General features: G+C 68.2%; 18 protein-coding genes. 10 read left to right on the forward strand and 8 right to left on the reverse strand.

Annotated elements, in window-relative coordinates:
- Positions 1–2,094 precede the first annotated feature (2,094 nt).
- Positions 2,095–4,359, reverse strand: coding sequence for an adenosylcobalamin-dependent ribonucleoside-diphosphate reductase (locus tag BUR28_RS09195; RefSeq protein WP_074219842.1), 2,265 nt, complete (start codon positions 4,357–4,359; stop codon positions 2,095–2,097).
- A gap of 109 nt (positions 4,360–4,468) precedes the next feature.
- Between BUR28_RS09195 and BUR28_RS09200 the strand changes: the two genes are divergently transcribed.
- Positions 4,469–4,903 (forward strand): DUF1489 family protein, encoded by a 435-nt coding sequence (locus BUR28_RS09200; RefSeq protein WP_074219843.1) that lies wholly within the window; start codon positions 4,469–4,471, stop codon positions 4,901–4,903.
- A gap of 60 nt (positions 4,904–4,963) precedes the next feature.
- Here BUR28_RS09200 and hisG read toward each other — a convergent pair whose 3' ends face one another.
- The 3 genes from hisG to hisS are packed head-to-tail and all read right to left on the reverse strand — an operon-like array spanning position 4,964 to position 8,361.
- Positions 4,964–5,662, reverse strand: coding sequence for an ATP phosphoribosyltransferase (hisG, locus tag BUR28_RS09205; RefSeq protein ID WP_074219844.1), 699 nt, complete (start codon positions 5,660–5,662; stop codon positions 4,964–4,966).
- A complete protein-coding gene (locus BUR28_RS09210; RefSeq protein WP_074219845.1) occupies positions 5,659–6,768 on the reverse strand; it encodes an ATP phosphoribosyltransferase regulatory subunit in 1,110 nt (369 codons plus the stop codon). Before BUR28_RS09210 ends, hisG begins: the two co-directional genes overlap by 4 nt.
- Before the next feature lie 3 nt (positions 6,769–6,771).
- The gene (hisS, locus tag BUR28_RS09215) at positions 6,772–8,361 is read right to left on the reverse strand and encodes a histidine--tRNA ligase (RefSeq protein WP_074219846.1); all 1,590 of its coding nucleotides are present in this window, start codon (positions 8,359–8,361) and stop codon (positions 6,772–6,774) included.
- An 86-nt stretch (positions 8,362–8,447) separates the two neighbouring features.
- Between hisS and BUR28_RS09220 the strand changes: the two genes are divergently transcribed.
- On the forward strand, positions 8,448–8,660 hold the full coding sequence (locus BUR28_RS09220; protein WP_254813722.1) for a SlyX family protein: 213 nt from the start codon (positions 8,448–8,450) through the stop codon (positions 8,658–8,660).
- Positions 8,661–8,664: 4 nt separating this feature from the next.
- Here the strand turns inward: BUR28_RS09220 and BUR28_RS09225 are convergent, their stop codons facing one another.
- Together BUR28_RS09225 and dnaE are read right to left on the reverse strand one after the other, a co-directional pair.
- Positions 8,665–9,339, reverse strand: a complete 675-nt coding sequence (locus BUR28_RS09225; RefSeq protein ID WP_074219847.1) for a sulfotransferase — start codon at positions 9,337–9,339, stop codon at positions 8,665–8,667.
- Complete coding sequence (gene dnaE, locus BUR28_RS09230; RefSeq protein ID WP_074219848.1) at positions 9,339–12,875, reverse strand: DNA polymerase III subunit alpha; 3,537 nt, start codon at positions 12,873–12,875, stop codon at positions 9,339–9,341. Before dnaE ends, BUR28_RS09225 begins: the two co-directional genes overlap by 1 nt.
- Positions 12,876–13,066: 191 nt before the next feature.
- On the opposite strand from dnaE, the gene BUR28_RS09235 reads away from it, so the two are divergent.
- The 4 genes from BUR28_RS09235 to BUR28_RS09250 are packed head-to-tail and all read left to right on the forward strand — an operon-like array spanning position 13,067 to position 17,752.
- Positions 13,067–14,590, forward strand: a complete 1,524-nt coding sequence (locus BUR28_RS09235) for an ABC transporter ATP-binding protein (RefSeq protein WP_074219849.1) — start codon at positions 13,067–13,069, stop codon at positions 14,588–14,590.
- A gap of 9 nt (positions 14,591–14,599) precedes the next feature.
- On the forward strand, positions 14,600–15,685 hold the full coding sequence (locus BUR28_RS09240) for an ABC transporter permease (protein ID WP_074219850.1): 1,086 nt from the start codon (positions 14,600–14,602) through the stop codon (positions 15,683–15,685).
- Positions 15,686–16,618: an ABC transporter permease gene (locus tag BUR28_RS09245; protein ID WP_074219851.1), complete on the forward strand. Its 933-nt coding sequence runs from the start codon at positions 15,686–15,688 to the stop codon at positions 16,616–16,618.
- 57 nt (positions 16,619–16,675) lie between these two features.
- Positions 16,676–17,752, forward strand: coding sequence for a BMP family ABC transporter substrate-binding protein (locus tag BUR28_RS09250; protein ID WP_074219852.1), 1,077 nt, complete (start codon positions 16,676–16,678; stop codon positions 17,750–17,752).
- A gap of 69 nt (positions 17,753–17,821) precedes the next feature.
- On the opposite strand, the gene BUR28_RS09255 is transcribed toward BUR28_RS09250, so the two are convergent.
- Positions 17,822–18,247, reverse strand: a complete 426-nt coding sequence (locus tag BUR28_RS09255; protein WP_074219853.1) for a CBS domain-containing protein — start codon at positions 18,245–18,247, stop codon at positions 17,822–17,824.
- A 142-nt stretch (positions 18,248–18,389) separates the two neighbouring features.
- On the opposite strand from BUR28_RS09255, the gene BUR28_RS09260 reads away from it, so the two are divergent.
- From BUR28_RS09260 to BUR28_RS09270, 3 genes are all read left to right on the forward strand, one after another.
- A complete protein-coding gene (locus BUR28_RS09260; RefSeq protein WP_074219854.1) occupies positions 18,390–19,484 on the forward strand; it encodes an NAD(P)/FAD-dependent oxidoreductase in 1,095 nt (364 codons plus the stop codon).
- Positions 19,469–20,134, forward strand: coding sequence for a DUF938 domain-containing protein (locus tag BUR28_RS09265; protein ID WP_074219855.1), 666 nt, complete (start codon positions 19,469–19,471; stop codon positions 20,132–20,134). Before BUR28_RS09260 ends, BUR28_RS09265 begins: the two co-directional genes overlap by 16 nt.
- A 70-nt stretch (positions 20,135–20,204) precedes the next feature.
- Positions 20,205–20,561 carry a carboxymuconolactone decarboxylase family protein gene (locus tag BUR28_RS09270; RefSeq protein ID WP_074219856.1) on the forward strand — a complete coding sequence of 119 codons (357 nt, stop codon included), beginning with the start codon at positions 20,205–20,207 and terminating at the stop codon, positions 20,559–20,561.
- A gap of 7 nt (positions 20,562–20,568) precedes the next feature.
- Here BUR28_RS09270 and BUR28_RS09275 read toward each other — a convergent pair whose 3' ends face one another.
- A complete protein-coding gene (locus BUR28_RS09275; RefSeq protein WP_074219857.1) occupies positions 20,569–21,210 on the reverse strand; it encodes a Hint domain-containing protein in 642 nt (213 codons plus the stop codon).
- 289 nt (positions 21,211–21,499) lie between these two features.
- Here BUR28_RS09275 and BUR28_RS20035 point away from each other — a divergent pair, with 289 nt between their 5' ends.
- Positions 21,500–21,949 (forward strand): EF-hand domain-containing protein, encoded by a 450-nt coding sequence (locus tag BUR28_RS20035; RefSeq protein WP_083626568.1) that lies wholly within the window; start codon positions 21,500–21,502, stop codon positions 21,947–21,949.
- The last annotated feature ends 1 nt before the right edge of the window (position 21,950 follow it).

Below are 21,950 nucleotides of genomic sequence, written 5' to 3' on the forward strand. Positions count from 1 at the left end.
TGCGGCGAAGGTCCGCTCCCTGGAGAAATATCCCGAGGCAGGTCACACCTGAGATCTCGAGGTTGAAGGTCCGCCTTGTCGGCATCTGCAAATCCCCGCTGCAGAGCGGCGAATGCACACTTTCCGCCCACTCCGCGGGGCAGAGGTCGGACAGCAGGGCGGACGATCGAGCATCCTGTCGGGCTGCCCGCGGACCTTCGACGCACCAGAGACCAAGGGCAACATTCCCGCGGGAAATCTGCAGGATCCAGAACGCAGGTGACCGAACTCGACGGATGCCCTCTTCCATCGGCGCCGAAGAATTCGCTTCCGGTTCTCCCAAGCCAGCCAATGTTCCTCCTGTCGATTCCAGGGAGAATGGCATGTCTGCTCCGGTACCGAACATCTCGATCAGGACTTGCCGACGGTCGTGGGCCTCCCATGCTGTCGCCCAGGCCGCCACCGTCGCCGACCCGATCGGCGTGCGATCTGCCCATGACGAGCGACGGGACCGGGGGCCGGATACGTCTCGACCCCGCCGGGAGCGCGCGCCCTGCGAAGCGTCCGCCCTGGCGAGGCCCCTGGTGCGCGATCACGGCCCACCGCCCTCCAGCCCCGGCGCCGCCGGCCGGAGGGTCACCGGCCCCCGCCTGCTTGCGGCCTGCAAGGGCGTCGGCCGGTCCGTTCCCGGAGGACTCCGGAAGGTCGACCACCGCGGGCACGAGGTTCCCGCAGCGATCGGGAGGCCCCCGGTGGGCATGGCGGCAGTCATCCGCAAGGGCATGTGCGGGGTGGCAGCCGTCCGCGGGCCCGCGCCCCCGACCCAATCGGGCATGCGGTGATCGGGTGCCCGCATGACCCCGCATGACATGGAGATCGAGGAGACCGGGGAACCGGATGTCCGGACCGTGCGTTTCCGGGGCAAGCCGACCGACGTCGTCCTGTCGCCGCGGGCGTTTCCGCCGCTCGGCGTCATGGCCACGCCAGGCGGCCCTGGAGCTTCGGGACCGCCTTCTCGAACAGGATCTCGCCGATGTCGCGACCTGGCTCGCGCTGCGCCTTCCCGGCGCCGAGGTCTTGCTCCTCGCGCAATCGCACTACAGCCAGCCCGCCTTAGTCGCGGAAATTGCCTATGTCGTCGTCGAGACCAAGCCGCAGGCCGTGAGACGCAGCTGCGCGCGGAGGCCACGCGGGCGCTCTCGGCCCTTGACTGGCACATCGCGCCGCGCAATGCCGGCGCTGCCGCGGCACCAACGTGTTCCGGGTGGCGGATGGACGATGGGTGCGGTGGGTCGCGGAGGAGCAGGTCTGAGCGCCCTGCGATCCCTGGTTCGCCACGCCCGCGTCGGACCCGCCCGGATATACCTGCCGTGCCTGCGGGCACCGCGATGCCGTTTTCCAGTACACCGACGCAGGCGAGCCCTGCGACTGGCTGCGCGGGCTGCGGGCTGTTCGCGGGCGAGGCGCTCACCGACGCACAGGCGGCACGTGTGAGACGGGCGCGCTGTCTCGAGCTGCGGTGACGCGGGCCGCGGCCATGTCGCCCGAGGGTCGACCATCCTTGTCCGGCCGACCGCAGAAATCTGCCTGCGCCGGACGCGATGAGCCGCGCGCAGGTCACGCCGCGAAATCCGCCATCGTGGACATGCAGGGTCGGCCCAAGCGTGGTCCAGTTCCTGCACGGCCCGGGACCGTGATTGCGTCCTAGCCACCGGGTGCGGTCCGCGATGGACGCGCCCGGCGGCCGGACGAGGATATCGGCCGGCCCTTCCCGACGGTCTGGATCGTTACGCCCCCGGATTACGACGGGGATGCCCGTCAGACCCCTCCGGTCGCCACGGCGATCGACACCGGCGACGAGCCGGATCGTCGTTCCAAAGGCCCGATCGCTCGCGGCGCACCCGGCCCGACGCCCCGTCCCCGGTGGTCCTGCAGGGGGCGAACCTCTGCTCATCCCGCCAGGCCGACACCACGCACCGTAGCCTCCCGCCCTGCCGGTCACTACCATTTCGCAGCCGAAAACCGCCCGATGGAAGAATTAACCGTGTTTTAATGGAAGTTTTCTGCCCAAAATGGAAGATTTATGCGTGTCATCAAAAAGGACATCTCCGCCCGTCAGCTGCATTTCGAATGGCCGCAATTCATGCAGGTCATGCAGCCCTCGACCATGCGCATCTCGTAGGCGCCGCAGGCCGGGCAGGCGGGGCCGCGAGGGGCCTCGCCCACGGCCATCACCTCGGCGCGCGGGTCGGTCTTGAGCCCCTTGCCCTCGGACTCGATGAAGCCGATGGAAATCAGGTGGCGTTCGATCACGCCCCCGATCGCGGCGAGGATCGAGGGGATGTACCTGCCCTGCATCCAGGCGCCGCCGCGGGGGTCGAACACGGCCTTCAGCTCCTCGACCACGAAACTCACGTCGCCGCCCCGCCGGAACACGGCCGAGACCATACGGGTCAGCGCCACGGTCCAGGCGAAATGCTCCATGTTCTTGGAGTTGATGAACACCTCGAAGGGCCGCCGGCGGCCGCCGATGACGATGTCGTTGATGGTGATGTAGATCGCATGCTCGCTGTCGGGCCATTTCAGCTTGTAGGTATTGCCCTCGAGCGCGTGCGGCCGGTCGAGCGGGTCGGACAGGTAGACGACATCGGCCCCGCTTTCGGTCTCCGGCGTCTTGTCCGAGCTTTCCGAGACCGACAGCACGCTGCCGGTCACATCGTTCGGCCGGTAGGTGGTGCAGCCCTTGCACCCCGTCTCGTAGGCTTGCAGGTAGACGTCCTTGAACGCGTCGAACCCGATATCCTCGGGGCAGTTGATCGTCTTGGAGATCGAAGAATCCACCCATTTCTGGGCGGCGGCCTGCATCTTGACGTGTTCGGCCGGGGTGAGCGTCTGGGCGTTCACGAAATAATCCGGCAGGTCCGCGTCCCCGTGTTTCTCGCGCCACATCTGGACGGCGTAGTCCACCACCTCCTCCTCGGTTCGGCTGCCGTCGCGCTGCAGCACCTTGCGGGTATAGCTGTAGGCGAAGACAGGCTCGATGCCGGAGGACACATTGCCGGCGTAGAGGCTGATCGTGCCGGTGGGCGCGATGGAAGTCAGCAGCGCGTTGCGGATGCCGTGTTCGGCGATGGCGGCGCGCACGTCTTCATCCATATGGGTCAGCGCGCCGCTTTCCAGGTATTTCTCGGCATCGAAGAGCGGGAAGGCCCCCTTTTCCTTGGCAAGTTCCACCGAGGCGAGGTAGGCGGCCCGTGCGATCCGGTGGAGCCAGCGCTCGGTCTGCCGCGCCGCCTCGTCCGAGCCATAGCGCAGCCCCACCATCAGCAACGCGTCCGCGAGCCCCGTCAGCCCCAGCCCGATCCGCCGCTTCGCCTGCGCCTCCTGTGCCTGCTGATCCAGCGCAAAGCGCGACACGTCGACGACATTGTCCATCATCCTGACGGAGGTTGCGACCAGCGCGTCGAGTTCCGCCTCGTCGAGTTCCGCGATGCTCTCGAACGGGTCGCGCACCAGCCGGGCGAGGTTGATCGAGCCGAGCAGGCAGGCGCCATAGGGCGGCAGGGGCTGCTCGCCGCAGGGGTTGGTGGCGGCGATCGTCTCGCAATAGGCGAGGTTGTTCATCTGGTTGATGCGGTCGATGAAGATCACGCCCGGCTCGGCATAGTCGTAAGTCGCGCGCATGATCGTGTTCCAGAGGTCGCGGGCCTCGACCGTATGGTAGACCTTGTCGCCGAACTTCAACTCCCAGGGTCCGTCAGCCTTGACCGCCTCCATGAAGGCGTCGGTGACGAGGACGGACAGGTTGAAATTGCGCAGCCGCGCCGGGTCCTGCTTGGCGGTGATGAAATCCTCGATATCGGGGTGGTCGCACCGCATCGTGGCCATCATCGCACCGCGGCGCGAGCCGGCCGACATGATCGTCCGGCACATCGCGTCCCACACGTCCATGAAGCTCAGCGGCCCCGACGCATCTGCCGCCACGCCCAGCACGTCCGCGCCGCGCGGGCGAATCGTCGAGAAGTCGTAGCCGATGCCGCCGCCCTGCTGCATCGTGAGTGCGGCTTCCTTCAACATGTCGAAGATGCCGGCCATCGAATCGGGGATCGTGCCCATGACGAAGCAATTGAACAGCGTGACCGCGCGCCCCGTGCCCGCGCCCGCGGTGATCCGGCCGGCAGGCAGGAAGCGGAAATCCTCGAGCGCGGCGTAGAACTCCTCTTCCCGTGCGGCGCTGTCCTGCTCAGGCTCGGCCAACGCCCGGGCGATCCGCCGCCACGTGTCCTCGACCGTCAGGTCCTCGGGGCTGCCATCGGCCTTTTTCAGGCGATACTTCATGTCCCAGATCTGCTCGGCGATGGGGGCGGCAAAACGGCTCATCTCGGGTGTCCTCGGACGTTCGGGGAAGGTTGTTCAGAATAGGGCTTCGGCTTGAACTCCGCAACAAGTAGACTAGGTTTGACGGCCATCAACAGAATCTGGGGGCACGATGGCGGGGGGCCATGTCAATCTGGTGAAGCTTTGCGTCGGCGCCGAGCGGGTCGAGGACCTGACCCGCTGGCAGGCGAGCCCACGCGCCAAGGGGCCTGACGGCGTGCCCCGTCACGTCACCCGGATGTGGCCGAAACGCGAGGCCGAGCTTCTGGCGGGCGGATCTCTCTACTGGGTGTTCAAGGGGGTAATCCTCGCGCGCCAACGCATGATGCGGCTCGACGAGGTGCCGGGCGCGGACGGGATCACGCGCTGCGGCATCGTGCTAGACCCTGACGTGGTCCGCACCGAGGCCATGCCCAAACGGCCATTCCAGGGCTGGCGCTACTTGCGGCCCGAGGACGCCCCGCGCGACCTGACGCCCGGGCGCCAGCGCGAGGAAGACCTGCCGCCAACGCTCATGGCCGCCCTTGCCGAGATCGGCGTGCGCTGAACGCGCCCCATCCGCCGCAAACGGTCCGGGCGGGGTCGATGCCGCCGGGTGACGCGCGTTTCAGGTGTCGAGACCGAGACGGCCGGCGAGCGCGCGAAAGGCCTGCCGCGGCGCATCCTCCCACGCGGCCATGCGCGACTTGAACAACGTCGCCTGGCTGCGGTGGATCAGCCCGTCGGACAGGATTTTCAGGTGGTTGGCGCGCAGAGTCTCCCCTGTCGAGGTGATGTCCGCGATCACCTCGGCCGTCAGGTTCTTCACGGTTCCTTCCGTCGCGCCCTGGCTGTCGACCAACTGGTAATCGGCCACGCCCGCCCCGCGCAGGAACTCGCGCACCAGCCGGTGATACTTCGTCGCGATCCGCAGCCGGTGGCCGTGCACCGCCCGGAACGCCGCCGCCGCCGCGTCGAGATCGTCCAGAGTGTCGACATCGACCCAGAACCGCGGCACCGCGATCACCAGGTCGGCGAAGCCGAAGCCCATCGGCTCCAACTCGGCCACCCGCGACTCCCAGTCGGCGATGCGCTCCTGCACGAGGTCCGAGCCGGTGACTCCGAGATGGATGCGCCCGGCCGCCAGTTCGCGCGGAATCTCTCCCGCCGAGAGCAGCACCAGTTCCACCCCCTCGATCCCCTCGACCGCGCCGGCATATTCGCGGTCGGACCCGGTCCGGCTGACGCGCACGCCATGCCCAGCGAACCAGTCGAAGGTCTTGTCCATCAGCCGGCCCTTGGACGGCACGCCCAGTTTCAGCGTCATCCCACGGCCTCCAGCGAGAGGGCCAGCACCAGTTCCGGCCGCACGACAGCGCCCACTGCGGGCACCGCCTGCCCCCGGCCCAGCACCCGCGTGAGCGCGTCATAGCGCCCGCCGGTCGCGACGGGGGGCAGGTCGGGCCGGTTTTCGGCGTAGAAACCGAAAACGAAGCCGTCGTAATACTCCATCGTCGTGCGGCCATAGCTCGCCTCGAAATCGAGCAGGTCGACATCCACCCCCTGCTCGGCCAAAGCCTCCAGCCGCGCCTCCAGGAGGTCGAGCGCGGGCGCGATGGCGCGCAGGTCCACGGCAACGTCGCGCAGATGGGCGAGCGCGTTGGGGCAGGTCTCGCGGATCGAAAGGATGTCGTCGAGAAGCTCCACCTCCGCCGCCGAAACGGGCGGTTCGGCGGCGTCTTCCGCCAGCGCCGCCAGCCGTGCCGCGACATCCGCGCGGCTCCTCAGCCCGATTTCGGGCCCGGCCGCCTCGAGCACCGCGGCGGCTCCCGCCTCCTGCAGGTCCGACAGCAGGCGCTTGCGGGATTCGGGGATCGGGGTGCGCCCGCCGAAACGGTCCAGAAGCGCCCGGAACCGGCGCGGCCGCCAGACATGGCGGCGCAGCGCCGCCTTGCGCCGGGCGGTGGTGGACAGCCCGTCGATGGCCGCCAGCAAAAGCCCGATATCCCCCGTCGCGGCCCGTAGCCCCAAGGGCGAAAGGACCTCCGAGAACAGCGCGAAGACCTCGGCATCGGCCTCGGCCGGGCTCTCGCCGCCGAAAAGTTCGTAGCCCACCTGGATGTATTCGCTCGGCCGGCCGGCATCGCGTTCCTGCCGGCGGAAGACCTCGCCCATATAGGTGTAGCGCGCCGGGTCGGCGCCGGCCGCCATGTGCATCTGGACAACGGGCACGGTGAAATCGGGGCGCAGCATCTGTTCGCCGCGAAGCGCGTCCGAAGTCACATAGGCGCGCGCGCGAATATCCTCGCCATACAGCTCCAAGAGCGTGTCGGCCGGTTGCAGAATCGCGGTCTGCACCGGTTGGGCGCCGGAATTGCGGAAGAAGCCATGCAGCCGCTCTGCCTGCGCCAGAACCTCGGCCTTGGATTCCATGGCTCAGCCCCCGTCCCGGGTGAGCAGGCGCCGGACCTCGGCCACCAGGTCGCCGCGCGCGGCCTCGAACTGCGCCGGCTGGGCTTTCCATTCCTCGAGGCTCGCGCTTTCGGCGATCTTCGCGCCCAGCACCAGGTCCTTGATCTGGACGACGCCCCGCTCGGCCTCGTCCGAACCCTGGATGATCGCCACGGGCGAATTGCGCCGGTCGGCATATTTCAATTGGTTGCCGAAATTCTTCGGGTTGCCCAGATAGACCTCGGCGCGGATGCCCGCCGCGCGCAACTCGCCCACCATGGCCTGATAGTCGGCCATCCGGTCGCGGTCCATCACGGTGACGATGACCGGGCCCTGCATCGTGCCCCCTGCCCGGCCCTTGGCACGGAGCGCGGCCAGCAGCCGGTCGACCCCGATGGAGACGCCGGTCGCCGGAACCTCCTGCCCGGTGAAGCGCTTGACGAGGTCGTCGTAGCGCCCGCCCCCGGCGACCGAGCCGAACTGCCGCGGCCGGCCCTTCTCGTCGGTGATCTCGAAGGTCAGTTCGGCCTCGTAGACCGGGCCGGTGTAGTAGCCGAGGCCGCGGACGACGGAGGGGTCGATGACGATGCGGTCGGGGCCGTAGCCTTGGGCGGCGAGGAGGTCGGCAATCGCCATTAGTTCGGTGACACCCTCGTTCCCGACAGCTGAGCCAACCACGAGTTGTTTCAAGCGCTGCAGCACTAGGCCCTGGCTCGGGTTCGATGACGTTCCTTCTAAAGAACCCCAAGAACCAGCCTCAGGACAATCTTCACACTCTGCCGAATCTTCAGATTCAGTCACCGGTGATTTGCATGCATTCACAAATGAAAGGACGACTTCAACTTGATCGCCCGACAGCCCAGCCCCTTCGGTAAAATCCCCCGACTCGTCCGTCCGCCCCTCGCCCAGCAGAGCTCGCACGCCGTCCTCGCCCAGCCGGTCCAGCTTGTCGATGGCGCGCAGCACGATGCCGCGTTCGTGCTCGAACTTGTCGGAGTCGGCGGGGTCGAGGATGCCCGCAACCTCCATTACGCCATTCAACACTTTCCGATTGTTCACCCGCACGATGTAGTCGCCGCGGGGGATGCCCACGGCCTCCAGCGTGTCGGCCAGCATCGCGCAGATCTCGGCATCCGCGGCCACCGAGGCCGACCCGACCGTATCGGCATCGCATTGATAGAACTGGCGGAATCGGCCCGGACCAGGTTTCTCGTTGCGCCAGACCGGGCCCATCGCGTAGCGGCGGTAGGGGAAGGGCAGGTCGTTGCGGAACTGCGCGGCGACGCGGGCGAGCGGCGCGGTCAGGTCGTAGCGCAGCGCCAGCCAGTCGCCGTCCTCCTCTTCCTGCCAGGCGAAGACGCCGGCATGGGGGCGGTCCACGTCGGGCAGGTACTTGCCCAGCGCCTCGAGCGTTTCCACGGCAGAAGTCTCAAGCGGATCGTAACCATAACGGTGATAGACCTCGGCAATGGTGTCGAGCATCGCCTTGCGTTCGGTGACGTCGGCGCCGAAATAGTCGCGGAAGCCCTTGGGTGTCTCGGCCCTGGGGCGCCGGTTTTTTTTGTCCTTGGCCATGCGCGCCTCACCGCCTGCCTCTCGCGTTCGCGCGGGGTCTAGCGGATGGGGGGCCGGGGGACAAGGTGGCTTTGGGGAGGCGGGGTATGAGCATGGACGAAGAGCTTACGGCACTGGAAGAGCGGATCGCCCGGCTGATCCGCGAGACCGAGGAATTGTCGGACGAGGTCGCCCGCCAATCCAAGGAAATCGGCCTGCTGCGGCGGCAGGTCGACATGCTGCTGGGGCGCGAGGCCGAACGCGAATACGACGAGGGCGGCGGCGTACCGCTGGCCGACCGCAAACCGCCGCACTGGTAGCCGCCTAGCGCCCCGAGCGCGGCCGCGCATGGGCCCAGGCACGTTTCGCCCAGGCCAGCGGCGGCGCGAGGCGCCGGCCGCGCGAGCGCCCGGTATCGCCCCAGTCGGCGGCATTCAGCCCGTAGGCCGGGAAGGCGGCGATCAGCTTCTCGACCGGGTCGCGGTCGAGGTCGAACTCCACAAGCTGCTCCGGCCTGTCGGCCATATACGCCCGGACTGCCGCGATCTGCGCATCCCAGTCGGCCCGCCACTTCGCCGTCAGCGCCGCCTCGTCGGGCAGGCCCAGCGCCGCCATCGACCGGCGCGCGAATTCGCCGTGGCCGTGGCGCAGGCGCGAGGCGATCCAGGCCTCCCGGTCGCGCAGGTTCAGAAGAAGGATCGTGCCGGGATAGTCGCGCAGGATCTCGCGGAAGGCGGCGTTGCCCTCGTAATACTCGGTCTCGGTGACGTGGATCAGGTCGCAATAGAAGGTGTAGCCCTCGATCCCGGCCAGCGCCTTGCGCCCCCGTGCCAGGTTCTCGCGGATGATCCGCGCGGCGGTCTGCGAGCGCCGCGCGGGACGCCGGTGCTTGTGATGCAGCGCGGGATGCCCGCCCCCCTCGAACAGGCGGGCGAGACTGCGGGTGCCGCACTTGTTGAACCCCACTTGCACAACGCGAGGCAAGGGCGAACCGGCCATCAGAAATCCTCGACCAGCGCGACGCCCGGCAGCGATTTCAGCGCACCCTTGATCTCGGGCGTGACCGGGTAGCTGTCGCCGATCTCGATGCAGCAGTCATGGGGGCGGCTGCCGTCGCCGACCGGTAGATCGAGATTGACCAGGCGCAGCCGGATCGGCGCGCCGGGCCGGCCCCGCGGCGCCGTGCCGATCTGGTCGAGCAGCTTGCGCACATGCAGCGCGGCCTCCTCGCTCTCGATCGCGACCTCGACCCCCAGCGGGCCGGCATCGGCGATGAGCGTGTCCATCGCCGCGAGCCCGCGGACGGTCGGGTCGAACTGCCCCTCGGAAAAGCGCGCCTCCAGCGTGGCGACGACCTTGTCGGTGGTTTCCAGCACCTTGCGCGCGGCGGCCAGGTCCGCCTCCTCGCGGGCAAACATCGCAACGCCGGAGAGTTGCCCGGTGGGGTCGGACAGGTCCAGGCGCATGTAACGGGTGCCCTTGGCGCTTTTCATCTCGCGGTAGCCCGAGACCAGAACGCCGACCTTCATCACCGCGCCGCCCTTGCGCTCCGCCCGATCGCGCGCGGCCTCCAGGCTCAGCACATCCTTGCGGCGCAGCGCGGCCAGGTAGTCGTCAAGCGGATGGCCAGAGAGGTAGAAGCCGATCGCCGCAGCCTCCTCGGCGAGCCGCTCGTTCGGCAGCCAGTCGTCCACGGGCGCAAGCCGCGGCTCCGGCAGGTCCTCGCCCGCCTCGCCGAACAGCGACACCTGCGCCGAGCCGCGCTGGTCGTGCACGGCGGCGGAATAGGCGGACAGGGCATCGAGGCTGTCGAAGATGCGCCGACGGTTGCGGTCGAGTTCGTCGAAGGCCCCGGCGCGGGCCAGCATCTCGAGCGGCCGTTTGCCGATCCGTTTCAGGTCCACCCGGCGGGCGAAGTCATAGAGCGTGGCGAAAGGTTTGTCCCCCCTGCCCTCGACGATCAGCTTCATCGCCTCGATGCCAACGTTCTTGAGCGCGCCAAGGCCGTAGACCAGCCGGCCGTCGGCGACGCCGAACATCGCGCCGGACCGGTTCACGCAGGGCGGCACGATCTCGATCTTCAGCCCCCGGCGCACCTCCTCGGCATAGATCGCCAGCTTTTCGGTCAGGTGGATATCGCAATTCATAACGCCGGCCATGAACTCGACCGGGTGGTTGGCCTTGAGCCAGGCGGTCTGGTAGCTGACCACGGCATAAGCGGCGGCGTGGGACTTGTTGAAGCCGTAATTGGCGAATTTCTCCAGGAGGTCCCAGACCTCCTGCGCCTTCGCCTTGTCCACCCCGTTCTCGGCGGCCCCTTTCAGGAACTTGGGCCGCTCCTCGTCCATCGCCTCCTTGATCTTCTTGCCCATCGCCCGGCGCAGCAGGTCGGCGCCGCCCAGGCTGTAGCCCGCCATTTCCTGAGCGATCTGCATCACCTGTTCCTGGTAGACGATGATGCCCTGGGTCTCGTCCAGGATGTGGTCGATGGTGGGATGCAGGCGGTCGCGTTTCGAAAGGCCGTTCTTGACCTCGCAGTATTTCGGGATGTTCTCCATGGGGCCGGGGCGGTAAAGCGCTACCAGCGCGACGATATCCTCGATGCAGGTCGGCTTCATGCGCCTGAGCGCATCCATCATGCCCGAGCTTTCCACCTGAAACACCGCCACCGTGTCTGCGGCGGCGTAAAGCGCATAGGTCCTCTCGTCGTCGAGCGGGATCTGGCCGATGTCGTTCTCGGCCCCCGGGGCGGGGTCATAGAGGCGGGTGCCGTCGGCGGCCTCGTGCAACTGGCGACCGGTGCCGAGGATCAGGTCGATGGCGTTCTGGATGACGGTCAGCGTCTTCAACCCGAGAAAGTCGAACTTCACCAGACCCGCCTGTTCCACCCATTTCATGTTGAACTGGGTCGCCGGCATTTCCGAGCGCGGGTCCTGGTATAGCGGCACCAACTCGTCCAGCGGCCGATCCCCGATCACCACGCCCGCGGCATGGGTCGACGCGTTCCTCAGCAACCCCTCGACCTGCTGGCCGTAGGTCAAGAGCCGGTCGACCACCTCTTCGGCGCGGGCGGCCTCGCGCAGGCGAGGTTCCTCCTTCAAGGCCTTCTCGATGGAAACGGGCTTCACCCCCTCCACCGGGATCAGCTTCGACAGCTTGTCGACCTGCCCATAGGGCATTTGCAGCACCCGGCCCACGTCGCGCACCGCTGCCTTGGACAGGAGCGCACCGAAGGTGATGATCTGCGCCACCTTTTCCCGCCCATACTTGCGCTGGACGTATTCGATGACCTCCTCGCGGCGGTCCATGCAGAAGTCGATATCGAAGTCGGGCATGGAAACCCGCTCGGGGTTCAGGAAGCGTTCGAAGAGCAGCGAGTAGCGCAAGGGGTCGAGGTCGGTGATGGTCAGCGCATAGGCCACGAGGCTGCCCGCGCCCGAGCCGCGCCCCGGCCCCACGGGAATGTCGTGCTCTTTGGCACACTTGATGAAATCGGCAACGATCAGAAAATAGCCGGGGAAGCCCATCGACTCGATGATGCCCAGCTCGAACTCCAGCCGTTCTTCATACTCCTCAACCGGCGCGGCATGGGGAATGACCGCCAGCCGCGCGGCGAGCCCCTCCTTCGCCTGGCGCCGCAACTCTTCCACCTCGTCATCGGCGAAGCGCGGCAGGATGGGCTTGCGCTTCTCGGATTTCACCGCGCAGCGCCGGGCGATTTCGACCGTGTTCTCCAGCGCTTCGGGCAGATCGGCGAACAGCGCCGCCATTTCCTCCGCGCTCTTGAAATAGTGCTGCGGCGTCAGCCGGCGGCGCGGCGCGGCCTGGTCGACATAGGCGCCCTCCGCGATGCAGATCAGCGCGTCGTGGGCCTCGTACATCTCGGTCTTGGGGAAATAGACGTCGTTCGTGGCGACCAGCGGCAGGCCCATCGCATAGGCCATCTCGACATGGCCGCGCTCGGTCGCCTGCTCGGCCTCCGTTACCTGGCCACCCTCGCCCGGGTGGCGCTGCAACTCGACGTAAAGACGGTCGGGGAAGGCGGCGGCCAGCCGCGTCATCAACGCCTCGGCCTTCAGCCGCTGCCCGGCCTGCAAGAGCCGGCCGACCGGGCCGTCCGGCCCGCCCGTGAGGCAGATGAGCCCCGCGGCATGGGCGTCCAATTGATCCGGCGTGACGCTGGGCAACTCCCCGTGCTTTCCGACGTAGAGGCAGGAGTTGAGCTTCAAGAGGTTCTCGTATCCCGTCTCGTTCTGCGCCAGCAGCACCAGGGCCGCCGGCGGGCGCGGCCGCTCGCCCGGCGCGGCCGGGTCGAAGGCCACGTCCACCTGGCAGCCGATGATCGGCTGCACGCCGGCGGCGGCGGCCAGGACAGAAAACTCCAGCGCGCAGAACATGTTGTTGGTGTCCGTCACGGCGACGGCGGGCATGCCGGCCGCGGCACAGAGATCGGGCAGCTTCTTGACGCGCACCGCTCCTTCGAGAAGCGAATACTCGGTGTGCAGGCGAAGATGGATGAATCGGGGGGAAGCCATGCCGCAAGTCTAACCACCGCCAGCGCCCCGGCAATCCCAAAGGTTCCCCTTTTGGCCCTGCGCCGATCTGCCCATGAAACGGGCATCTGCCCTCGCGCCGTGCGTTTCGGGCCGGCATATGGCCCTCTTGCCATTGCGGCGCCCCGCGCCCACAGGCTACTAAGCGCGGGAAGGGAAAAGGGGACACCGCCCTGGTGCCAGCGCTTCTGACAGTCGACGGCCTGACGAAGGCCTATCCCGGCGTGGTCGCCAATGACCATGTCAGCTTCGACATCGCCGAGGGCGAGGTACATGCCCTGTTGGGCGAGAACGGCGCCGGCAAGTCAACGCTGGTCAAGATGATCTACGGCCTGGTGCAACCCGATTCCGGGCGGATGACCCTGCGCGGCGCCCCCTACGCGCCGCCCGAGCCCAGCGACGCGCGCAAGGCCGGCATCGCCATGGTGTTCCAGCATTTCTCGCTGTTCGCTGCGCTCGACGTGGCAGAGAACATCGCGCTGGGAATGGAGAACCCGCCGCCGATGCGCCACCTCTCCGCCCGCATCCGCGAGGTCAGCGAAACCTACGGCCTGCCGCTGAAACCCGACCGTCTGGTCGGCGATCTCTCGGCGGGCGAACGCCAGCGGGTCGAGATCATCCGTTGCCTGCTGCAGGACCCGCGGCTTCTGATCATGGACGAGCCGACCTCGGTGCTGACCCCGCAGGAGGTCGACATCCTCTTCGCGACGCTGCGCAAGCTGGCCTCCGAAGGGACCGCGATCCTCTACATCTCGCACAAGCTCGAGGAGATCCGCACGCTCTGCGACCGGGCGACGATCCTGCGGCTCGGCCGGGTCGTCGACAGCTGCGATCCGCGCGAGAAGAGCGCGGCCGAACTGGCCGAGATGATGGTGGGCGCGAAGCTCGCGGCACCCGCGCGGGCGGGCGACAGCCTCGGCGAGGTGGTGCTGGAGGTCGCGGGGCTGTCGCTGCCCTCGGCCAACCCCTTCGGCACCAGCCTGCGCGACGTCTCGTTTTCCGTGCGGTCCGGCGAAATCCTCGGCATCGGGGGCGTGGCGGGCAACGGGCAGGACGAGCTTCTTGCCGCGCTTTCCGGCGAGGCCACCGTCGCGTCCGATGCGGTAAAACTCAACGGCCAGCCGATCGGCGCGCTGGGGCCCGGCCCGCGCCGCCGCATCGCTGTGCTGGCCGCACCCGAGGAACGGCTCGGCCATGCCGCCGCGCCGGACATGAGCCTTACCGAGAACGCGGTGCTCACCGCCGCGATCCGCGAGGGGCTGGCCGCGCGGGGCTTCCTGAACTGGCCCGCCGCGCGCGCCTTCGCCGAGAAGGTGATCGAGGCGTTCGACGTGCGCACCCCCGGCCCCGGCAATGCCGCGCGCTCGCTTTCCGGGGGGAACCTGCAGAAATTCGTCATCGGCCGCGAGGTCTTGCAGCGTCCCGAAGTCCTGGTCGTGAACCAGCCGACGTGGGGCGTCGATGCCTCGGCCGCGTCCTCGATCCGGCAGGCGCTGCTTGACCTGGCCGAGGCCGGGACGGCGGTGGTCGTCATCAGCCAGGATCTGGATGAATTGATGGAAATCTCCGATCGCTTCGCCGCACTGAACGAAGGGCGCCTGTCGGCACCGCGTCCCGCGCAGGGGCTGACGCTGGAGGAGGTCGGCCTGATGATGGGCGGCGCCCACGACATGGAGGTCGCGCATGTGGCCGAGTGAGGGGCGCACATGATCCGCCTCGAAAGACGCCCCCAACCGTCGCGTGCCTGGACGGTCGCGGCGCCATTGCTCGCGGTCGCGCTGACCATGGCGGCAGGCGGGCTGATGTTCGCGGCCCTCGGCAAGGACCCGATCGAAGCGATCCGCACGATCTTCTGGGACCCACTGTTCAACGAGCAGTTCGCCAGCTATTCGCGGCCGCAACTGCTTGTGAAGGCGGGGCCGCTGATCCTGATCGCGATCGGGCTGTCGCTCGGGTTCCGGGCCGGCATCTGGAACATCGGCGCCGAGGGGCAATACATCATGGGTGCGCTCGCCGGCGCGGGTGTGGCGCTGGCATTCTACCCGCTGGATGCGTGGGTCCTGTTCCCGATGATGGTAATCGCGGGAGCGCTCGGCGGCTGGGCCTGGGCGATGATCCCCGCGCTTCTGAAGACCCGCTTCCGGACCAACGAGATCCTCGTCTCGCTCCTGCTCGTCTACGTGGCTGAGCAGGTGCTGGCCTCGATGTCGCTGGGACTGATGCGCAACCCCGAGGGCGGAGGCTTTCCGGGCAGCCGGAATCTGCAGCAATACCCCGCCGCGGCGAATCCCGAACTGATCGAAGGGACCGGCATGCATTGGGGCGTGGTCGCGGCCTTCATCGCGGTGATCGCGGCCTACATCCTGCTCAACCGCCACATGCTGGGCTTCCAGATACGGCTGACCGGTCAATCCCCCCGCGCCGCGCGATTCGCCGGCGTGAACCCGAACGCGCTGGTGATCTTCTGCCTCGGCACCTCGGGCGCGTTGGCGGGCCTTGCCGGGCTCTTCGAGGTGTCCGGCCCGGCCGGCCAGGTCTCGATCGACTTCAACCAGGGCTACGGCTTCACCGCGATCATCGTGGCCTTCCTCGGCCGGCTGCACCCGGTCGGAATCCTGCTGGCGGGCCTGTTGATGGCGCTGACCTATATCGGCGGCGAACTTGCACAATTCATGCTCGGCATCCCGGCCGCCGCGATCCAGGCCTTTCAGGGCATGCTGCTCTTCTTTCTGCTGGGGGTCGATGTCTTGTCCAATTACAACATTCGGCTCGGCCGGCGGGAGGTCGCCTAGATGGATTTCGGTGCGATCAACCCGGTCGTCCTGATCGCCTCGCTGATGGTGGCCTCGACCCCGATCCTGCTGGCCGCGATCGGCGAACTGGTGGTCGAGAAGTCGGGCGTTCTGAACCTCGGTGTCGAGGGGATGATGATCACCGGCGCGATCTGCGGCTTCGCCATCGCCGTCGAGACCGGCAACCCGACGTTCGGCTTTCTCGCCGCGATGGTGAGCGGCGCGCTCCTGTCGCTGGTCTTCGGGGTGCTGACACAGGTGCTGATGTCGAACCAGGTGGCGACGGGGCTTGCGCTGACGCTGTTCGGGCTGGGGCTCTCGGCGCTGCTGGGCCAGGGCTATGTCGGCGTCAAGCCGCCCGCGACCGGGCGGCTCGATCTCGGCCCGCTCTCGGACCTGCCGGTGGTGGGCCGCATCCTGTTCTCCCACGACCTCATGGTCTATTTCAGCCTCGCGCTGGTCGCCGCGGTCTGGGCCTTTCTGCGCTACACGCGCGCGGGCCTGATCCTCCGTGCCGTGGGCGAGAACCACGACGCGGCGCATGCGCTGGGCTACAAGGTCGTGCGCATCCGGCTGGCCGCCATCGCCTTCGGCGGCGCCTGCGCGGGGCTGGGCGGGGCCTATCTCAGCCTCGTGCGCGTGCCGCAATGGACGGAAGGCATGACCGCCGGCGCGGGCTGGATCGCGCTGGCCATCGTCGTCTTCGCCAGCTGGCGCGCGGGGCGGGTGCTGCTCGGCGCCTATCTTTTCGGCGGGGTGGCGGTGCTGCAGCTGAACCTGCAGGCCGCGGGGCTGGCCGTGCCGGTCGAACTCTTGTCGGCCTCGCCCTATCTGGTAACGATCCTTGTGCTCGTCATCATGTCGGCCGACCGGGGCCGCGCGGCGGTGGCCGCGCCCGCCTCGCTGGGCCGGGTCTTCCACGCCTCGACCTGAGGCGCTGCCAACAGGGGGGCCTTGGGGCCGCCCGTCAACTTGAGGGGAAAACACTCGATGAACCGCAGAACACTCCTTGCCTCCGCTGCCCTCGCGCTGGGCCTCGCCGGCACCGCGATCGCCCAGGACGAGCCGGTCAAGGTCGGCTTCGTCTATGTCGGCCCGATCGGCGACGGCGGCTGGACCTACGAACACAACGAGGGCCGCCTTGCCGTCGAGGAGCATTTCGGCGATGCGGTCGAAACCGTCTACCAGGAAAGCGTGCCCGAGGGCGCCGATGCCGAACGCGTGCTCACCCAGATGGCGCTTAGCGGCGCCGACCTGATCTTCACGACCTCCTTCGGCTTCATGGACCCCACGCTGAACGTGGCGCAGAAATTCCCCGACGTGAAGTTCGAGCACGCCACCGGCTACAAGCGCGCCGACAACGTCGGCACCTATTCCGCCCGCTTCTACGAAGGGCGCGCGGTGCAGGGGCTGATCGCCGGGCACATGACGGAATCGAACATCATCGGGTATATCGCGTCCTTCCCGATCCCCGAGGTGATCCGCGGCATCAACGCAGCCTATATCCATGCAAAGAAGGTGAATCCGGACATCCAGTTCAAGATCGTCTGGGCCTATACCTGGTTCGACCCGGCCAAGGAGGCGGACGCCGCACAAGCCCTGATCGAACAAGGGGCAGACGTGATCCTTCAGCACACCGACTCCACCGCACCCCAGGCCGCGGCCGAGAAGGCGGGCAACGTCTACACATTCGGGCAGGCCTCCGACATGGCGGAATACGCGCCCACGCCGCGGATTTCCTCGATCATCGACAACTGGGCGCCCTACTACATCGACCGCGTGCAGGCGGTGATCGACGGCACCTGGGAAAGCGACGACACCTGGCACGGGATCGACGAGGGCATGGTCAAGATCGGCGAGATCACCGACGCCGTGCCCGCCGACGTGAAGGCCGAGGCCGAGGCACTGATGGAGGAGATCGCGAGCGGCGATTATCACCCCTTCACCGGCCCGCTGACCAAGCAGGACGGATCGGCGTGGCTCGCCGAGGGCGAGACGTCCGACGACGGCACGTTGCTCGGCATGAACTTCTACGTCGAGGGCCTGACGGGCGAAATCCCGCAGTAAGGCCGCCACGGCCATCCATGGGGGCCCGCGCCGCGCGGGCCCCGACCGTGTCCGGCGTGCGCGCCCCGGCTAGAGCGCAGCGCCGTCGCGGTAGAGCCCGTAGCGTTCGACCATCACGCGATACTCGGCCGGAACGTCGCGGAACGACAGCATGCCCACCGGACGGCCGGCGTCAAGCACCGGCAGGTGGCGGAACCTGCCCGCCATCATGATGGTCTGCGCATCGCTCAGGCTCTCGTCGATATCGGCCGTCGCGGGATCGGGTGTCATCACCCGGCCGACGGACGTTCCATCCATCGCAAGCCCGCGGCACACGGCGCGCCGGATCACGTCCCGCTCGGTCAGGATACCGACAAGCCCCCCCTTCTCGATGACGGCCAGCGCGCCTTCGTCGCATGTTTCGAGCCGCCGGCACGCCTCGCGCAGGCTCGCCTCCGGCGCCGCGTGGCACAGTTTGCGTCCTTCAATGACACTGCGAATCAATTTGAAACCCATGGAGAAAATCCTCCCAACCAATACTCCCCCTCTTGCAGGGTAACATGTCGGGGCGTTCTGCATAGACGGGAATGCCCGACCCGGGCGCAGGTGTCGCCCGGAAGCCATTCCCTTGACTGCCCCCTTGTGGTTAGCTCGCCCCATGGAGACGGATTTTCTTGTGATCGGCGGCGGGATCGCCGGGGTGTCGGTCGGTGCCCGTCTGTCGCATCTGGGGCGGGTGGCGCTGCTAGAGGCCGAGACGGGCCTGGGCTACCACGCCTCCGGCCGGTCGGCGGCGCTGTTCGACATGTGCCTCGGCGCGGCGCCCATCGTTGCGTTGAACCGGGCGAGCCACGCGTATCACGCGACCGCGCATGGCGGGGTTCTGTCGGATCGCGGCCTGATGATCGTGGGCCGGGCCGAGGACGCGGCAATGTTCGAGACCGACCGCACCCATATGCGGCTGGAGCGCCTGACACTCGACGAGGCGCGCGCGTATCTGCCGATCCTGAACCCCGATCGCGTCGCCTTCGCGGGCTGGCATGCCGATGCCTGGGACGTGGACACCGACCGGCTGATCCAGAACTTCGCCCGCGAGATCCGGGCCAATGGCGGCGCGGTGCGGACGGGCGCGCGCGTCACCGACATTGCGCGCACGGCGTCGGGGTGGCGCATCGAGGCCGGCGGCGAGATCGTCGAGACGCGGCTGCTGGTCAACGCCGCGGGCGCCTGGGTGGACGAGATTGCGCAGATGGCCGGCGTCGCGCCGCTGGGCTTCACGCCGATGCGCCGGTCGATGGCGCGGCTGCCCGCCCCCGGCGGGCATGACACGCGCGCCTGGCCGATGACGCTCGGCGCGGGCGAGCGTTGGTACTGCAAGCCAGACGCGGGCAAGCTCCTGGTCTCCCCCGCCGAGGAACACGCGGCGGAGCCCCACGACGCCTTCGCCGACGACATGGTCTTGGCCGAAGGGCTCGCCCGCTACGAGGAGATGGTGATCGAGCCGGTGACACGGGTCGAAACGAACTGGGCCGGGCTGCGGACCTTCGCGCCCGACCGGCTGCTGGTCGTGGGCTTCGACCCGGCCGACCCCGCCTTCTTCTGGCATGCGGGCCAAGGCGGCGTGGGGTTCCAGACCGCCCCGGCGGCGAGCCAGATGGCCGCCGATCTCGTGGCCGGCCGCGCACCCGAGATCGGGGCCGATATCGCCGCCGCCTTTTCGCCCCAGAGGTTCGCGTCATGTCCCGCCGTCTGAACCTGCCCGACAGCGCGTCGGTGGCCTCCCCTGGGGAGGACGGGCGGATGCACGCGCCCTCGGCCGCGCGCAACGCCGACGCGATCTGCGCGGTCATCGCCGAGCACGGCCCGGCGACCGGCCGCGCGCTGGAAATCGCCAGTGGCACGGGAGAGCATGCCGTGCGGATCGCCGCCTGCAGGCCGGATCTCGACTGGCAGCCCTCGGAAATCGACCCGGCGCGGCGGGCCAGCATCGACGCCTGGGCTGCCCATGCGAAGCAACACAATATCCGCCCGGCCATCGCGCTGGACGCTTGCCGGCCGGGCTGGGGGGCGGCCCATGCGGGCTACGATCTCGTCTTCGCCAGCAACATCCTGCACCTGATCGGCCGCGCGGAGGCCGAAACGTTGATAACCGGGGCGGCGCGGGCCCTGGCCGCCGGAGGCGTGCTGATGATCTATGGCCCCTTCTCACGCGCGCACGGCTTCGCCAGCGACGGCGACGCCGCGTTTCACGCGGGCCTCGTCGCGCAGGACCCGTCCATCGGTTACAAGTCGAACCGGGACGTGGCCACCTGGATGCGCGCGGCGGGTCTGCTGCCCGAGGCACCGGTGGAGATGCCGGCCAACAACCTGACGCAGATCGCGAAAAAGCCGCTCGCACCTTGACCGGAGTCAAGGTAAGGGCACCCCGAAACTGATGTTTCGGACTCGAATTTAAAAACCGACGGAGACAAGCATGGACTGGACCAGCAAACGCGACGCCACCAAGGACCAGTTGCGCCGGCTCAACAAGTCGATCCCCGACGCGACCCGCGCGTTCAGCGGGCTCGGCAAGGCGGTGAAGGAGGGCGGCGAGCTCGACTTCAAGACCAAGGAAATGATCGCGATGGGCATGGCGATCACGCTGCGCTGCGAGGCCTGCATCGTGTTGCACATGGAGGCGCTGGTGCGCGTCGGCGCGACGCGCGAGGAAGTGGGCGACGTGCTGTCCATGGCAATCCAGATGGGCGGCGGACCGGCGATGATGTACGCCGCCGCGGCGATGGAATGCTACGACCAGCTCATCGAGGAAAAGGCCCAGGCCGCCGAGTAGATCGGCCTCAGGGCTGGATCGGCCGGAACTCGACCTCGGCCGCGGCGCGATACTCGACCGGCGGATAGGCGGACGGGTCGCGTTTGAGTTGCGGGAACCGTTGCCAGAGCGATTCCCGCTCGGCCAGCCCAAGCGTGGCGATCACCTGCTGATCGGGGACCAGGCTTTCGACCGGCAACCCGTTCACCGTGAGGACCTGCGGGAAGTCGAAGACGAACTGATAGAAGGTCATTCCGTCGCCGGCGCGGTCGATATAGGCCGCGTCCGAGACACCGGCGAACTCGGCTGCCGCGACCAGCGCTGGCATGTCCTCGGGCCAGTCCGCGAGGCGCCAGCCGGGGATCAGCATACGGTGGTCGGGCGCCAGCAGGAGCGGATGCTGCGGCATCATCGGGCCGAGGGCCCGCGGCGTGAGCCGCACGGGCGCGAGCGCGGGCGTCGCGCGCACCGCCTCGGGAGTGAGCGTGCGGCGCCAGACGAGCCGGACCGGCTGCAGCCCGTTGCCGCGGGTCACGATCATGTCGCCTGGGCGCACGTTCTCGACCCGGCGCGGCCCGCAGGGCGTGCGCAGGTTGGCGCCCGCCCCCAGCCCGCCGGGGAAGGCGTCGGCACTGCCCACCACCGGGTCGATCTGCTCGAAAAAGCTCATCGTCGCGTTTCCGTCTCCACGTGCGCACCGGGGACCCGTCGTTCCCGCGGCGAAGGAGAGCCGCTGGACACCGCCTGGCCTGCCGCACCACAGATGCGCGAGCCGGGATGCGTCATCGGGCCTCCCTCCGCGCCCGGTTTCCCGAGCTACTCCATTTTCCGAATCAAGGGTTAACAAATCGTCTCCACCGCCGTGGAGGTCAAAACGGGGCCACGCAGCCCGGCCACGGTTGCCTGCAGCGCGCGGCGCGCTATCGTTAAGGGTGTCTTGGCGTGAAAGGAGCTACAGCATGCCTCGCCCGATCCCGGCCGTCCTTGCCTTGGCCGTTATGGGCGGCAGCGCCAGCGCCGGCAGTTACACCCCAACACCCGGCGCTTTCGAGACCCGCTTCGTCGCGGAATGGGACCGCAACGGCAACGGCGTCGTGACCCTGGACGAGATCACCGCGCTGCCGGGGCACGTCTTCGGCCGCTTCGACCGCGACGGCGACGGGCTGCTCGATCCGCGCGAGACGGCACGATTCGACGCTGCGCGCCAAGCCGATATACGCGCCGTCGGTGGGCGTTACGGCGCCGAGGTGGCGCGACAGGCCGGCGGCGTCAAGCTCGGGCGCAACGACATCGACGGCAATGGCCGCATCAGCCGGGCCGAGTTCCGCTTGGGCGGCGCCGACTGGCTGGCCATGCTCGACCGCGACGGCAATGGCGTGGTCACCGCCCGCGATTTCGCCGCGCGCTGAC

Source organism: Rhodovulum sp. ES.010, from assembly GCF_900142935.1.
Taxonomy (GTDB): Bacteria; Pseudomonadota; Alphaproteobacteria; order Rhodobacterales; family Rhodobacteraceae; genus Rhodovulum.